Below are 14,971 nucleotides of genomic sequence, written 5' to 3' on the forward strand. Positions count from 1 at the left end.
GCGCGCAACGAACCCCTGCCCCCTGCTTCCGGCACGCGGCTGCCGGTCGAAGTCCTCACGCTGCGCGCGCCGCTGCCGCGCCCGCTGCGCAGCCTGTTCTGCGTCGGCCGCAACTACCGCGCGCATGCCAGCGAGCTCGCCGGCACCGTGTTCCGCGACGCCATGCCGCAGAGCGACCCCTGGCCCATCGTCTTCGGCAAGCTGGGCGAGTGCGTGATCGGCCCGCGCGACGTGGTGCGCCTGCCCTCGGCCGCCACCTCGGTGCAGATCGACTACGAGTCGGAGCTCGCGGTGGTCATCGGCCGCGGCGGGCGCGACATCCCGCGTTCGCGCGCGATGGACCACGTGTTCGGCTACACGGTGGTCAACGACGTGACCGCGCGCGACGTGCAGATGCGCCATCAGCAATGGGAGCTGGGCAAGAGCTTCGACGGCTTCTGCCCCATGGGGCCGTGGATCGTGACGGCCGACGAGCTCGACGGCCGCGACACGCGCGTACGCGGCTGGGTCAACGGAGCGCTGCGGCAGGACGGCCAGACGCGGGACATGATCTTCGACATCCCCACGCTGATCGAGACCTGCTCGCGCGGCATCACGCTCTACCCCGGCGACGTGATCGCCACCGGCACGCCGGCCGGCGTGGGCATGGGGCAGACGCCGCCCCAGTGGCTGAAGTCCGGCGACGTGGTGCGCATCGAGATCGATGGCGTGGGCGTCATCGAGAACCCCTTCGAGTAGGCCGACCGACGATGTCATTCCAGCTGATCGACCGCGTCGCGGTGGAAGAGGAAGGCGATGGCCCTGCCGTGGTCTGCGTGCACGGCCTCGGCGGCAGCTCCAACAGTTTCACGCCGCTGATGCCTGCGCTGGCGCGGCATCGCGTGCTGCGCGTGGACCTGCCGGGCAGCGGGCGTTCGCAGCGGGCCGAAGGCGAGCTCTCGATCGAGCGCTATGTCGAAGTGCTGCTGCGCATCTGCGATCGCCTCGGCGTCACGCACGCTCATTGGGTGGGGCATTCGATGGGCACCATCGTCTGCCAGCACATTGCGGCCGGGCATCCGAAGCTGGCGGCGAGCGTCGCCCTCTTCGGCCCGCTGATCGCGCCGCCCGACGCCGCGCGCGCGGCGATGAAGGCGCGCGCGGCCAAGGCGCGCGAAGGCGCGGCCGGCATGCACGAGATCACGCAGGGGTTGCTCCAGGCCGCCATCTCCGCCGACACGCGCCAGCGCCTGCCGCTCGCCGTGGCCTTCGTGCGCGAGAGCCTGATGCGGCAGGAGGGCGAGGCCTATGCGCGCAGCTGCGAGGCGCTGGCCGGGGCGCAGGCCGCGGCGGTAGAGCGCATCGAGGCGCCGGTACTGCTGGTCACCGGCGACGAGGACGGCGTGGCGCCACCGCAGTCGGTACGCGCCATGGCCGACCGGCTGCACAACGCCGCGCGCAAGCGCGTGGTCGTGCTCACGCGCTGCGGCCACTGGACGCCGGTCGAGCGCCCCGACGAATGCCAGCGCGAGCTGCGCGACTTCCTGGCCGCGAACGCGAGGAGCTGAAACCATGGCCGACGTTCTCTTCACCAATGTCCGGGTCTTCGACGGCGGCGGCGAGGCGCCCTTCACCGGCGACGTGCTGGTGCAGGGCAATCGCATCGCACGTGTCGTGAAGACAGGCTACGGCCAGCGCGCCGCGCCGGTGATGGGCGCGCAGACGATCGACGGCGCCGGCGCCTTCCTCATGCCCGGCATGGTGGAGGCGCACACGCACTTCTCGTGGAACGACCAGCCCAGCCTGGATGCCATCCAGCGCATGCCGCCGGAGGAGCACATCCTGTGGTGCGCCGAGGTCGCGAAGCGCTATCTCGACATGGGCTGGACCAGCTGCGTGGGCGCCGCCGCGGCCAAGCCCCGGCTGGACGTGGTCATCCGCAACGCCATCGCCGACGGCACCATCATCGGCCCGCGCTACCTGGCCGCCAGCCAGGAGATCACCGTGCCGGGGGGCCTGGGAGACACCACGCAGCCGCACCTGCCGCAGCCGGAGTTCGCCTTCGGCGCGGTGGTCAGCGGCGCCGAGGAGATGCGCCGCTGCGTGCGCATGTTCGCCAAGTACGGCGTGGACTCGCTGAAGATCAATCTCTCGGGCGAGTCCATCACCGGCATGTCCAGCGAGATGAGCCAGTTCACCGAGGAAGAGATCACGGTGTGCGTGCAGGAGGCCAAGGCCTGGGGCAAGCGGGTGGCGGCGCATGCGCGCTCGACCTGGTCGATCAAGCAGTGCGTGAGGCACGGCATCGAGGTGATCTACCACGCCAGCTTCACCGACGAGGAGGCGCTGGACATGCTCGAGGCGCACAAGTTCGAGCACTTCATCGCACCCGGCCTGGCCTGGCTGATCAACACCTGCCATCACGCGAGCGAATGGGGACTGACGCCCGAGGTGACGCGGCGCATGGGCTACCACCGCGAGCTCGAGGCCGCCGTCGAGAGCATGCGCGCGATGCGCAAACGGGGCATCCGCATCCTGCCCGGCGGCGACTACGGCTTTGCATGGACGCCGCACGGCACCAACGCCAAGGACCTGGAGTACTTCGTCAAGTACGTGGGCATGAGCACCATGGAGGCGCTGCTGTCGGCCACCGCCTGGGGCGCGCCGATGATGCGCATGGGCAAGGTGCTGGGCTATGTGCGTGAAGGCTACCTCGCCGACCTGCTGCTGGTCGACGGCGATCCGCTGGCGGACATCACGGTACTGCAGGACAAGGCCCGGATCCTGGCGGTGATGAAGGACGGCGAGTTCCACCGTGCGCCGCCGGTGCGGCGCGCGCACATGACGCGCTGGGCAGCCTAGCCCGCAGGAGAAGCACATGAGCGATGTCGTCTTCACCAACGTCCGCATCCTCGACGGTACGGGCCAGAACCCCTATACCGGCAGCGTGCTGGTCCGCGGCAACCGCATCCGCCAGGTGGGCCGCAGCACGGCCCCCATCGCACCCGGCGGCGCCATGGTGGTCGACGGCGCCGGCGCCACGCTGATGCCCGGGATGTGCGAGGCCCATACGCATTTCTCGTGGAACGATGCGGCCACGCTGTCGGCGATCCAGCGCATGCCGCTGGAAGAGCACGTCCTGTGGTGCGCCAAGGTTGCCAGGCGCTACCTGGAGGCCGGCTTCACCTCCTGCGTCGGGGCCGCCTGCGCCAAGCCGCGGCTGGACGTGGTGATCCGCAATGCCATCAACGCCGGCCAGATCCCCGGCCCGCGCTACCTTGCGGCGAGCCAGGAGATCACCGTGCCGGGCGGCCTGGGCGACGAGACCTTGCCGCACCTGCCCTTCCCCGAGTTCAGCTTCGGCGTCAACGTGAACAGCGCGGACGAGATGCGCAAGGTCGTGCGCATGTTCCTCAAGTACGGCGTCGATTCGATCAAGCTCAACCTCTCGGGCGACAACTTCACGCCCGACTCGCCGGCCGACACCACCTGGATGAGCGACGCCGAGGTGGCCACCGCGATGGAGGAAGTCCGCGTGCGCGGCAAGCGCGGCACCGCGCATGCGCGCTCGGCCGCGTCCGTCAAGCAGGCACTGCGCCACGGCATCGAGGTGATCTACCACGCCAGCTTCACCGACGAGGAGACGCTGGACATGCTGGAGGCCGCCAAGGACCGCGTCTTCGTGGCCCCCGGCATCGCCATCCTCTACGCCATGCTGCACGAGGCCGAGGCCTACGGCATCACGCACGACAAGGCGGTGGCGATGGGCTACCAGGTCGAATGGGACGCAGCGCTCGAATCGCTCAAGGCCATGCACCGGCGCGGCGTGCGCATCCTGCCCGGGGGCGACTATGGCTTCGCCTTCACGCCACACTGCCAGAACGCGCGCGACCTCGAGTTCTTCGTACGCTACCTGGGCTTCACGCCGATGGAGGCGATCCGCTGCACCACCCTCTACGGCGGCCAGATCATGAAGCGCGGCAACGAGCTCGGCACCATCCAGGACGGCTACCTGGCGGACCTGCTGCTGGTCGACGGCGACCCGCTGGCCAACCTCTCGATCCTGCGCGACCCGAAGCGGATCCTGGCGGTGATGAAGGACGGCGAGTTCGCCAAGGCGCCGGAGATCGCGCAGCAACGGGCCTGGGAGCACGCCGCATGACGGCACGAACCCGATGGCTCCTGTGGCTGCTGATCGGCGGCCCGATCCTCGCGTTCTCCCTCTGGGCGCTGGTCGACAACGCCCGCCTGTATCTCGTCACCCTGCTCAACGGCATCACGCTCGCATCGCTCTACTTCATCGTGGCCAGCGGCTTCACGCTGGTCTTCGGGCTGATGCGCAACGTCAACCTCGCGCACGGCTCGCTGTATCTGCTGGGGGGCTATGTCGGCTATGTGGTCGCGAACCACACCGGCTGGTGGATCCTCGCCGTGGCGGCCGGCTTCGCGGCGGCGGCGGTCGCCGGGCTGCTGATCCAGTGGCTGATCCTGCGCCACATGCAGGGCGAGGAACTGCGCCAGACGCTGGTGACGATCGGCCTGTCGATCGTGATCGCCGACGTGCTGCTGTGGATCTTCACCGGCCAGGTCCACCAGATGGAGGCGCCAGCCTGGCTGCAGGGGCCGATCCGCGACATCCCGCTGATCCGCGCCTACTCCGCCTACCGGCTCAGCCTGCTCGGCTTCGGCCTGCTGATCGGCTTCGGGCTGTGGTGGCTTCTGAACCGCACGCGCGTCGGCGCGATGATCCGCGCCGGCGTCGACGACCGTGCGATGCTGGCGGCTTCCGGCGTCAACGTGAACCGCGTCTTCGCGATCACCTTCATGCTGGGCGCGGGGCTGGCCGGCTTCGGCGGCGTGATCGGCGCGGTGGAGCTGTCGATGGTGCCCGGCGAGGACATCCGGCTGCTGCTCGCTTCGTTGATCGTGGTGATCGTGGGCGGCATGGGCAGCGTGGTGGGTGCCGCCATCGGTGCAGTGATCCTCGGGCTCGCCGAGACCTACGGCCTGGCCTACGCGCCCACCTACAGCGTGGTCTTCACCTCCGGCATCCTGGTGCTGGTGCTGGCTTTCCGGCCGCGCGGGATCATGGGGAGGGCGACATGAGCGCGGCAAGGTGGCGCCGGGCGATGAATGTGCGCGGCGGGGCCGCGGGGGCGGCGCTGCGCCCGGTGCCCGCCACGCCGGCACGCGTCGGCGCATCGCAACCGGCCGTCGCCGCGCCGCACGGGTTCGATGTCCTGCGCCGCCGGATCGGCGCGCACCACGTCGTCGTGCTCGCGGCCCTGGCGATCCTCCCTTTCGTCGCCTCGCCCTTCCTCACCTACCAGGTCGCCGCCCAGTCGCTGGTGCTCGGGCTGATCGCGCTGTCGCTCACATTCCTGGCCGGCTACGGAGGGATGGTGTCGCTGGCGCAGATGACGGTGGCCGGCATCTCCGGCTACGCGCTCGCGGTGCTGGGCACCAGCAGCAGCGCCGACATCAGCCTCGGATGGCCCTGGTGGGCCGCGGTGCCCTTCGCGCTGCTGATCGCGACGCTGGCCGCCACACTGATCGGCTGGCTGTCCGTGCGCACCGAGGGCATCTACACCATCATGATCACGCTGGCCATCGGCGTCGCCTTCTACTACCTGGTGCTGCAGAACTACAGCCTCTTCAACGGCTTCCAGGGCTTGCGCGAGCTGAAGCCGCCCACCGTCCTCGGCATCGCCTGGCGCGACCCCGTCCCCTTCTACTTCCTGGCGCTGGCCTGGTCGCTCGGCGGCTACCTGCTGGTGCGCTGGGTCGTGCGCACCCCCTTCGGCATCGCGCTGCAGGGCATTCGCGACAACCCCCGGCGCATGCGCGCGCTCGGCTTCCACGTCGTCGCGCATCGGGTGGCCGCCTATGCGCTGGCCGGCGCGATCGCAGCGGTCGGCGGCATCCTGCTGGCCTGGTACAACGCGCTGATGTCGCCGGGCTCGGTCGGCACCTCGTGGCTGATCAACATCCTGGTCATCGCGGTGCTCGGCGGCATGCGGCACCCGATCGGCGCCTTCCTCGGCGCGCTGGTCTTCGTGCTGCTGCAGACCTTCGCGATCGACCTGATCGACCGCGAGCGCTTCAATCTCGTGATCGGCGGCGTGTTCCTCGCCATCGTCCTGTTTTCCCCCGACGGCCTGCTCGGACTGTGGGCGATGCTGCGTGCGCGCTTCGGCCCGAGGACAGGCTTGATTTCCAACCAAAGGAGACAACCGTGAACGTGAACAAGCGACTCTGGGTTCGTTCGATGTTGGGTGCCGCCGCCCTGGCGGCGCTGGCGGGCGGCGCGTGGGCGCAGCAGGGCCAGCCGGTGAAGATCGGCCTCCTGGCCACGCTCGAGGGGCCGTTCGCGGCCGGCGGCGCCGATGGCATGCGCGGCGCCGAGCTGGCGGTGAAGCAGCGCGGCGGCGTGGTGGCGGGCCGCAAGATCGAGGTCATCAAGGCCAGCTCGGACGCCAAGCCCGACGTTGCCGTCAACGCGACGCGCAAGCTGGTGGAACAGGACAAGGTCGACATCATGGTCGGGCCGCTGTCCGGCGGCGAGGGCATCGCGGTCAAGGACTACTCCAAGACCCAGCCGCAGGTGACCTTCATCAACGGCGGCTCCGGCGCGCAGGCGACCACGCTGGTCAACCCGAGTCCGAACTTCTTCCGCTTCAACACCGAAGGTGCGCAATGGATGATGGGCCTGGGCAAGGCGGCCCTGGCCAAGGGCTACAAGCGCACCATGGTGATCGCGGAGGACTACGCCTTCCCCTATTCGCAGGTGCAGGGCTTCATGGCCGAGTACTGCAAGGCGGGCGGCAAGGTCCCGGAGAAGGCCTGGGTGCCGCTGGGCGGCAAGGACTACTCCTCGGTGATCGCGAAGATCCCGAAGGATGTCGATGCGCTGCTCGTCGTGCTCGGCGGTGCCGACGCGGTGAACTTCCTGACCCAGTACGAGAACGCGGGCGGCGACAAGCCGATGCTCGGCGGCTCGATCACCGTGAGCCAGGACGTGCTGAACTACAAGGGCAAGCGCCGCGACTCGCTGGTCGGCACGCTGTCGGCGGGACCGCTGGCCGACGCCTACGACGGCGCGGACTGGAAGGCCTTCGTGGCCGACTACCAGAAGAACTATCCGGTGTCGGCCGGCGGCTTCCCGAGCCCGAGCCTGTTCGCCTATGTCTACTACGTCAACATGAAGGCAGCGCTCGACGGGCTGGATGCGGTGAAGGGCGACCTGTCGAACAACCATGCCAAGTTCCGCGAGACGCTGTCGAAGATGACCCTGAAGACGCCCAACGGCGACGTCAAGCTCGACGCCAACCGCCAGGCGATCGGCACCACCTTCGTCACGGAAGTGGTGAAGGACGCGCAAGGCAACCTCTTCAACAAGGTGCACAGCAAGGTGGACGGCGTCAACCAGCTGCTGGGCATGAGCCCGGAAGAGTTCAAGATCGGGTCGCGCGACGTGCCCAGCTGCCCCTGAGCGAGAGGCATCGGTGGCTTCCGTCACGTCCATCGCCCGGCTGCCCGCGCAGCGCACGGCGCCGGGCCGCGCCGCGCCGGCGCCGCTCGCTTCCGGCGATGCGCTGGTGCTCAGCGCCGTGACGCGCACCTTCGGCGCGCTGAAGGCGGTGGACGAGGTGTCGCTCACGGTGGCCGCGGGGCAGAAGTACGCCGTGCTCGGCTCCAACGGCGCCGGCAAGACCACGCTCTTCAACGCCATCACCGGCGACTTTCCGCCCACTGCCGGGCGGATTCATTTCTTCGGCGAGGACATCACCGCACTGCCGCCACACGAGCGCATCCGCAAGGGCCTGCGTCGCACCTACCAATCCTCGCTGCTGTTTCGCGAGATGACGGTACGCGACAACCTGTTCCTCGCCGTGCGGGGCGTGGCCAACGGCCGCTTCAGCTGCTGGAGGCCGGGAGCGGGCGATGCGTCGGTGGTCGCAACGCAGGACCTGCTCGAGCGCGCGCGACTCGCCCACATCGCGGACGAACGCGTCGCCAACCTGGCGCACGGGCAGCAGCGCCAGCTGGAGATCGGCATGGCGCTGGCCGGTGCGCCGCGCCTCATCCTGTTCGACGAGCCGGCCGCCGGTCTCTCGCCGGCGGAGCGCCGGGAGCTGGTGGCGCTGCTGCGCTCGCTGCCCTCGCACATGGGCTTCGTGCTTATCGAGCACGACCTCGACATCGCCCTTCGCGTGGTCGAGCGGGTGACCGTGATGCACAACGGGCGCACGCTGCGCACCGGCAGCCCCGCCGAGATCGAGAACGACGCGCAGGTGCAGGCCATCTACATGGGGAGCCGGCACTGATGGCCTGGTTCCGCCGTACCGATCGCGACACCCGGGACAGCGGCGCTGTGCCGGCCTTGGTTATCGAAGCGCTCGATGTCTATTACGGCCGCGCCCATGCGCTGCAGGGCGTGAGCCTCAGCCTGGACCGCGGCGTGCTCGGGATCGTCGGGCGCAACGGCATGGGCAAGACCACGCTGTGCAATGCGCTCACCGGCCTGGTGCCGGCACGCGGCAGCATCCGGCTGGCCGGCGAGGAGATCCTCGGCCTGGCACCTCACGAGATCACGCGGCGCGGCATGGCCTACGTGCCGCAGGGGCGCCGCGTGTGGCCCTCCCTGTCGGTCGACGAAACGCTGCGCCTGGTGGCCGTTCACAAGCGTGAAGTGGATCGCATCTACGCCATGTTCCCGCGCCTGGCGGAGCGGCGGGGCCACGGCGGCGCGCAACTCTCGGGCGGCGAGCAGCAGATGCTCGCCATCGGCCGCGCGCTCCTGCTCGATCCGCGCCTGCTGGTGATGGACGAGCCCACCGAGGGCCTGGCGCCGGTGATCGTGGAGCAGGTGGCAGAGGAGCTGCGCACGCTCGCGGCGGAGGGCCGTATCGCGGTGCTGCTGATCGAGCAGAACCTGGGCGTCGCGATCTCGGTGGCCGACCGCATCGGCGTGATGGTCAACGGCCGCATCACGCAACAGATGCCGAGCGCCCAGCTGGCAGGCGATCGCGAGCTGCAGGAGCGCTTGCTGGGCGTGCGCTCGAACGGGCATGACGAGGAAGCCGCCATGCCGGCCCCGGAGGCCGGGGCGGGGAGCCCCGCGCCGGTGCAGGTCTACACGGTGCGACGCGCGCATGGCGATGGCGCTCCCTCGCTCGACGACGTCGCCCCAGGCAGGGTGCGCGGCTTCACGCGCTGGAACGCCGGCGGCGACGCGGCGCCGGTGGTGGACATCGTGCGCGCAGCGCCGGCAGTCTCGCCCTCACCCCAACCCTCTCCGGCAAGCGGGAAAGGGAGTACGGGCGCGGAGGACCGCAACGCCGGGCGCCTCTTCGACTTCCCGGTCGCAGCCAGCAGCACCCGCGCCGCCTACATCGCCGGCACCTTCGACACCAAGGGCCGCGAGCTCTTCTTCCTGCGCCAGTGCCTGGAGCGGCTGGGCCTGCGGGTGGTTACCGTGGACCTCTCGACCTCGGGCAAGACCTCGCCGGCCAGCGTGCACCCGCGCGAGGTGGCACGCCACCATCCGCAGGGCGAGGCGGCCGTCTTCAGCGGCGACCGCGGCAGCGCGACCACCGCCATGGCGCAGGCCTTCGAGGCCTTCGTGGGCACGCGGCGCGACCTCGGCGGGATCATCTCCGCCGGCGGTTCCGGCAACACCTCGATGGCCACGCAGGGCATGCGCGCGCTGCCGATCGGCGTGCCGAAGGTGATGGTCTCGACCATGGCCAGCGGCGACACGCGGCCCTACGTGGGGCCGAGCGACATCTGCATGATGTATTCCGTCACCGACGTGCAGGGCATCCATCGCATCAGCGAGCGCGTGCTGGCCAATGCGGCGCATGCGCTGGCGGGAATGATCGCGCATCCGCCCGTCGTTTCGGCCGACAGCAAGCCGGCGCTCGGCCTCACCATGTTCGGCGTGACCACGCCCTGCGTGCAGGCTGTCGCCAAGCGGCTCGAGGAGGCGTGGGACTGCCTGGTCTTCCATGCCACCGGCGTCGGCGGCCAGTCGATGGAGAAGCTGGTGGATTCGGGCCTGCTCGCGGGCGTGATCGACGTCACGACCACCGAGATCGCCGACGAGATCGCGGGCGGCGTGCTCTCCGCCGGGCCGACGCGCATGGACGTGTTCGCGCGCCACGCCCTGCCCTACGTCGGCTCCTGCGGCGCGCTGGACATGGTGAACTTCGGCGCCTGGGACACGGTGCCGGAGCGCTACAGGGCCCGCAAGCTGTACCGCCACAACCCCACCGTCACGCTGATGCGCACCACGCCCGAGGAGTGCCGCGCGATCGGCGCATTCATCGCCGCCAAGCTCAACGCCATGCGCGGGCCGCTGCGCTTCCTGATGCCCGAGGGCGGCGTATCGGCGATCGACCGCCCCGGCCAGCCCTTCCACGACCCCGAGGCCGACCGGGCGCTGTTCGCTGCCATCGAGCAATCGTTCCGGGCCGGACCGGATCGCAAGCTGCAGCGCCTGCCCCTGCACATCAACGACGAGGCCTTTGCCGATGCGCTGGTCGCAGCCTGGCAGGAGATGTCCATGACCCCCACCCGCGCACGACGCGCCTGACGACCATGCCCCGCATCGCCCGATCCACGCTGCTCGAACGCTTCCGCGCCAAGATTGCCGACGGCCGGCCGATCATCGGCGGCGGCGCCGGCACGGGCCTCTCGGCCAAGTGCGAGGAGGCCGGCGGCATCGACCTGATCGTGATCTACAACTCGGGGCGCTACCGCATGGCCGGCCGCGGCTCGCTCGCGGGCCTGCTCGCCTACGGCAATGCCAACGAGATCGTCTGCGAGATGGCGCACGAGGTGCTGCCGGTGGTGAAGCACACGCCGGTGCTGGCGGGCGTCAATGGCACCGACCCCTTCATGATCCCGGAGGAGTTCCTGCGGCGGCTGGTATCGCTGGGCTTCTCCGGCGTGCAGAACTTCCCCACGGTGGGCCTGATCGACGGCACCTTTCGCGCCAACCTCGAGGAAACCGGCATGGGCTATGCGCTGGAGGTCGAGCTGATCGCGCGCGCCCACGCGATGAACATGCTGACCACGCCCTATGTGTTCAGCGAGGCCGATGCGCGCGCCATGGCCGCGGCCGGCGCGGACATCGTCGTGTGCCACCTGGGCCTCACCACCGGCGGAGCGATCGGCGCGGAGACGGCGCTCACGCTGGACGACTGCGTGGACCGCATCAACGCCTGGGCGGCGGCGGCGCACGCGGTGAACCCGCAAGCCATCGTGCTGTGCCACGGCGGCCCGATCGCCACGCCCGACGACGCGCGGCATGTGCTCGCCCGCTGCCCGGCGTGCCACGGCTTCTACGGCGCCAGCTCGATGGAGCGGCTGCCCACCGAGACGGCGCTGGTGGAGACCACGCGCCGCTTCGTCCAGATCACGCGATAAACAGAGGAGAGCTCATTCATGTCAGGCGCTCAATTCGGCAACTTCATCCTGGGGCTGATCGTGGTCGCGATCGTGGTCGCGATCGCGGTCTGGCTGCTCCACTGGCTCTACCTGCGCAGCTCGAAGGAGCGGGCCTTCGTGCGCACCGGCCTGGGCGGGCAGAAGGTGGTGCTCGACGGCGGCGCCTTCGTGCTGCCCATCGTGCACGACGTGATCCCCGTCAACATGAACACGCTGCGGCTCGAGGTGAGCCGCGGCCGCGACAAGGCGCTCATCACCAAGGACCGCATGCGGGTGGACGTGATCGCCGAGTTCTACGTGCGGGTGGCCGCCAATGTGGATGCGGTCGCCGCGGCCGCGCAGACGCTGGGCCTGCGCACCATGGAGCCCGAGCAGCTCAAGGAGCTGGTCGAGGGCAAGTTCGTCGATGCCCTGCGCACCGCCGCCGCCGAGATGACGATGGAGCAGCTGCACGAGAAGCGCGGCGCCTACGTCAAGAGCGTGCGCGAATCGGTGGCCGAGGACCTGACCAAGAACGGCCTGGAGCTCGAGGCCGCCTCGCTGACGCAGCTGGACCAGACCAGCATGGAGTTCTTCAACCCGAGCAACGCCTTCGACGCCGAGGGCCTGACGCGCCTGACCGAGCAGATCGAGCACCGCAAGAAGCAGCGCAACGATGTCGAGCAGGACACGCTGATCGCGATCCGCAACAAGAACCTCGAGGCCGAGAAGCTCTCGCTGGAGATCGACCGCGAGGGCGAGCACGCGCGCCTCACGCAGCAGCGCGAGGTGGAGATCGCGCGTGCCCGCCAGCGTGCCGAGCTGGCGACCGAGCGCGCCCAGCGCGAGCAGGACTCCGAGGGCGCGCAGATCGCGGCCAAGCAGAGCATCGACGCCGCCCGCATCCGGGCCGAGCAGACCATCGAGCAGGAGCGCATCGCCAAGGAGCGCGCGATCCAGGGCGCCGAGATCGAGCGGCGGCTGTCGCTGGAGCTGGCCGAGCAGCAGCGCGCGATCGCGGTGGCGCGCGAGAGCAAGGCCCAGAGCGAGGCCCAGGCCGAGGCGGAGTCCGCGCGCGCGCAGGCCGTGTCGGCCGAGGAGAAGGTGTTCACTGCGCGCGAGGTGGAGATGGCCGAGCGCAGGAAGGCCATCGAGCTGATCGGCGCGGCCCAGGCCGCCGAGCGCGATGCGCTGCGCCTGACGACCGCCGCGCAGGCCGAGAAGGAGGCCAGCGCCGACCGCGGCGCAGCGCTGCGCGCCCAGGCCGAGGCGGATGCCGATGCGGACAAGATCAAGTCGATGGCGATGCGCGTGCGCGCCGAGATCGAGGCCGAGGCGCAGCGCATGATGAACGAGGCGCACAACATGCTGTCGGCCGATGCCCGCATGTCGGCGCTGCGCATGAAGCTGGTGGAGAAGGCCGAGGCCATCATCCGCGAGTCGGTGCGGCCGATGGAGCGCATCGAGGGCATCAAGATCCTGCACGTCGAGGGGCTGGGCGGAGGCGGGTCGCACGGGGGCGTTCCCAACGGCGACGCGAACGGGGGCTTTGCCGACGGGCTGGTGAATTCCGCGCTGCGCTTCCGCGCGCAGGCACCGCTGGTGGACCAGCTGCTGCGCGAGATCGGCATCGAGGGCGGCGATATCCAGCGCCTCGTGGGCGACCCCGCAGGCACCCAGGCGGCGCTGCTTTCCGGCGTCGGCAAGAAGAAGGAATGACGGATGGTGCAGGTCTATGTCTCCAGCGTCATCGATGCCAGCGCCGACAACGTGTGGTCGCGCATCCGCGACTTCAACGGCCTGCCGCAGTGGCACCCTGCGATCGCGGACAGCCGCATCGAGAACGGGCAGCCGCCGGACCGCGTGGGCTGCATCCGGCAGTTCCATACGAAGGACGGCGGCACCATCCGGGAGCGCCTCCTGGCGCTGTCTGACTACGAGTACAGCTGCAGCTATGAGATTCTCGAGAGTCCGATGGGGGTGGCGAACTACATCGCCACGCTCAAGCTCACGCCGGTGACGGACGGCGGGCGCTGCTTTGCGGAGTGGAGCGCGGAGTTCGAGTGCGACGAGGAGCGTGAGCGCGAGCTTGCGGAGTCGATCGGGCAAGGGGTCTTCCAGGGCGGCTTCGATGCCCTGAAGCGCCACTTCGGGCATCGCTGATAATGCTGCAGCGCGTCGTTCGCTCGACCATCATCGACGCGCCGATCGAGCGCGTCTGGGCGGTGCTGCGCGACTTCAACAGCCACGACAAGTGGCACGAGGCCGTGGAAGCCAGCCGTATAGAAGGCGGCGAGCGCAGCGACCAGGTGGGCTGCGTGCGCAGCTTCACGCTTCGGGACGGCAACCGCATCCGCGAACAGTTGCTGACGCTGTCGGACAGCGAGCACAAGAGCACCTACTGCATCGTCGAGGCGACGGTGCCGCTGCAACGCTACGTGGCCACCGTCACGCTGAAGCCGGTGACCGACGGCAACCGCACCTTCTGGCATTGGGAATCGCGCTTTGCCACGCCGCCCGGCATGGAGCGCGAGCTGCGCGAGATGGTGGCGAAGGGCGTGTACGAGACGGGTTTCGAGAACCTGCGGCGCCACCTGCTGCACGGCGGCGATCTGCGCGCGCCCGGCGCGGCCGAGGCGATGCCGGCCGCCCTGCCCGTGCCCACGCGCCGCGTGGTGGTCGGACATCACGGCGGCCCCGAGATGCTGCACCCGCAAGATGGCGAGGCCCCGGCGCCGCGCGCGGGCGAGGTTCGCATCCGGCAGCGCGCGATCGGCGTCAACTTCATCGACATCTACCTGCGGCGCGGCTGGATCCCGTCGGCCTTGCCGCTGGTGCCGGGCATGGAGGCCGCGGGCAGCGTGCTCGATGTCGGGCCGCAGGTGAGCGGACTGCTGCCGGGCGATCGCGTGGCCTACCTCGGCCCGGCGCCGGGCGCCTACTGCGGGGTGCGCTGCGTGCCGGCGGACTGGGTGGTGCGCCTGCCCGCGGCCATCGAGGACGACACCGCGGCCGCCTTGCTGCTCAAGGGCATCACCGCCGATTACCTGCTGCGCGACCTGGGCCGGGTGCAGCGTGGCACGCGGCTGCTGGTGCACGCGGCAGCCGGCGGCGTGGGCCTGCTGGTCTGTGCCTGGGCGCGCAAGTTGGGCGCGACGGTACTGGGCACGGTGTCCAGCGAGGAGAAGGCCCGTGTCGCGCGCGAGCACGGCTGCGAGCATGCGATCGTGACGCGCGACTACCGCTTTGCCGATGCCGTGCAGCGCACCTGCGGCGGTGCCGACGTGCTGATCGACGGCCTGGGCGATGCGGCCCGCGACGAGAACCTGGCGGCACTGGCGCGCCGCGGCCACTGGATCAGCCTCGGCCAGGCCAGCGGTCCACTGGCGCCGCTGCCGCCCGATGCGCTGGTCGCCAAGTCGCTGAGCTTCTCGCGGCCGGTGGTGTTCGACTACGTGGCGAGCCAGGCGCAGCTGGCCGAGCGGGCGCAGCGCGTGTGGGATGCGCTCGCCGACGGCAGCATCCGGCTGCCGCCGATCGAGCGCCATTCGCTCGAGGC

Annotated in this window: 13 protein-coding genes and 1 pseudogene; all 14 read left to right on the forward strand. The window is 70.1% G+C overall.

What is annotated here, in order from left to right:
- Positions 1–738: fumarylacetoacetate hydrolase family protein (locus APY03_RS26275; protein WP_198161305.1), on the forward strand; the 738-nt coding region annotated here is incomplete at its 5' end.
- An 11-nt stretch (positions 739–749) separates the two neighbouring features.
- Complete coding sequence (locus APY03_RS26280) at positions 750–1,547, forward strand: alpha/beta fold hydrolase (RefSeq protein ID WP_068681530.1); 798 nt, start codon at positions 750–752, stop codon at positions 1,545–1,547.
- Positions 1,548–1,551: 4 nt separating this feature from the next.
- Complete coding sequence (locus APY03_RS26285) at positions 1,552–2,841, forward strand: metal-dependent hydrolase family protein (protein ID WP_068681532.1); 1,290 nt, start codon at positions 1,552–1,554, stop codon at positions 2,839–2,841.
- 16 nt (positions 2,842–2,857) lie between these two features.
- Positions 2,858–4,141: a metal-dependent hydrolase family protein gene (locus APY03_RS26290; protein WP_068681534.1), complete on the forward strand. Its 1,284-nt coding sequence runs from the start codon at positions 2,858–2,860 to the stop codon at positions 4,139–4,141.
- A complete protein-coding gene (locus tag APY03_RS26295; RefSeq protein WP_068681536.1) occupies positions 4,138–5,085 on the forward strand; it encodes a branched-chain amino acid ABC transporter permease in 948 nt (315 codons plus the stop codon). Before APY03_RS26290 ends, APY03_RS26295 begins: the two co-directional genes overlap by 4 nt.
- A complete protein-coding gene (locus APY03_RS26300; RefSeq protein WP_197913165.1) occupies positions 5,082–6,218 on the forward strand; it encodes a branched-chain amino acid ABC transporter permease in 1,137 nt (378 codons plus the stop codon). Before APY03_RS26295 ends, APY03_RS26300 begins: the two co-directional genes overlap by 4 nt.
- Entirely contained in the window at positions 6,215–7,471 is a 1,257-nt protein-coding gene (locus APY03_RS26305; protein WP_197913164.1) for an ABC transporter substrate-binding protein, read from the forward strand. Before APY03_RS26300 ends, APY03_RS26305 begins: the two co-directional genes overlap by 4 nt.
- 13 nt (positions 7,472–7,484) lie before the next feature.
- Positions 7,485–8,306, forward strand: a complete 822-nt coding sequence (locus APY03_RS26310) for an ABC transporter ATP-binding protein (protein ID WP_197913163.1) — start codon at positions 7,485–7,487, stop codon at positions 8,304–8,306.
- Positions 8,306–8,806 (forward strand): annotated as a pseudogene (locus APY03_RS45400) (ABC transporter ATP-binding protein); the annotation flags it as partial. The gene APY03_RS26310 and the pseudogene APY03_RS45400, both read left to right, overlap by 1 nt.
- A 567-nt stretch (positions 8,807–9,373) precedes the next feature.
- Positions 9,374–10,576: a Tm-1-like ATP-binding domain-containing protein gene (locus APY03_RS26315; protein ID WP_232081363.1), complete on the forward strand. Its 1,203-nt coding sequence runs from the start codon at positions 9,374–9,376 to the stop codon at positions 10,574–10,576.
- Positions 10,577–10,581: 5 nt separating this feature from the next.
- Positions 10,582–11,412, forward strand: a complete 831-nt coding sequence (locus APY03_RS26320) for a phosphoenolpyruvate hydrolase family protein (RefSeq protein WP_068681540.1) — start codon at positions 10,582–10,584, stop codon at positions 11,410–11,412.
- 18 nt (positions 11,413–11,430) lie between these two features.
- Positions 11,431–13,131 carry a flotillin family protein gene (locus APY03_RS26325; protein WP_068681542.1) on the forward strand — a complete coding sequence of 567 codons (1,701 nt, stop codon included), beginning with the start codon at positions 11,431–11,433 and terminating at the stop codon, positions 13,129–13,131.
- A gap of 3 nt (positions 13,132–13,134) precedes the next feature.
- Entirely contained in the window at positions 13,135–13,575 is a 441-nt protein-coding gene (locus APY03_RS26330) for an SRPBCC family protein (RefSeq protein WP_068681544.1), read from the forward strand.
- 2 nt (positions 13,576–13,577) lie between these two features.
- On the forward strand, positions 13,578–14,971 hold a 1,394-nt coding region (locus APY03_RS26335), incomplete at its 3' end, for an SRPBCC family protein (protein WP_083944574.1).

This window comes from Variovorax sp. WDL1, assembly GCF_001541225.1.
Taxonomy (GTDB): domain Bacteria; phylum Pseudomonadota; class Gammaproteobacteria; order Burkholderiales; family Burkholderiaceae_C; genus Variovorax.

What these genes read in the sequence shown, in the direction of transcription:
- APY03_RS26280 (WP_068681530.1), top strand. Translation starts at nt 750, where the DNA reads ATGTCATTCCAGCTGATCGACCGCGTCGCGGTGGAAGAGGAAGGCGAT.
- APY03_RS26285 (WP_068681532.1), top strand. Translation starts at nt 1,552, where the DNA reads ATGGCCGACGTTCTCTTCACCAATGTCCGGGTCTTCGACGGCGGCGGC.
- APY03_RS26290 (WP_068681534.1), top strand. Translation starts at nt 2,858, where the DNA reads ATGAGCGATGTCGTCTTCACCAACGTCCGCATCCTCGACGGTACGGGC.
- APY03_RS26295 (WP_068681536.1), top strand. Translation starts at nt 4,138, where the DNA reads ATGACGGCACGAACCCGATGGCTCCTGTGGCTGCTGATCGGCGGCCCG.
- APY03_RS26300 (WP_197913165.1), top strand. Translation starts at nt 5,082, where the DNA reads ATGAGCGCGGCAAGGTGGCGCCGGGCGATGAATGTGCGCGGCGGGGCC.
- APY03_RS26320 (WP_068681540.1), top strand. Translation starts at nt 10,582, where the DNA reads ATGCCCCGCATCGCCCGATCCACGCTGCTCGAACGCTTCCGCGCCAAG.
- APY03_RS26325 (WP_068681542.1), top strand. Translation starts at nt 11,431, where the DNA reads ATGTCAGGCGCTCAATTCGGCAACTTCATCCTGGGGCTGATCGTGGTC.
- APY03_RS26330 (WP_068681544.1), top strand. Translation starts at nt 13,135, where the DNA reads ATGGTGCAGGTCTATGTCTCCAGCGTCATCGATGCCAGCGCCGACAAC.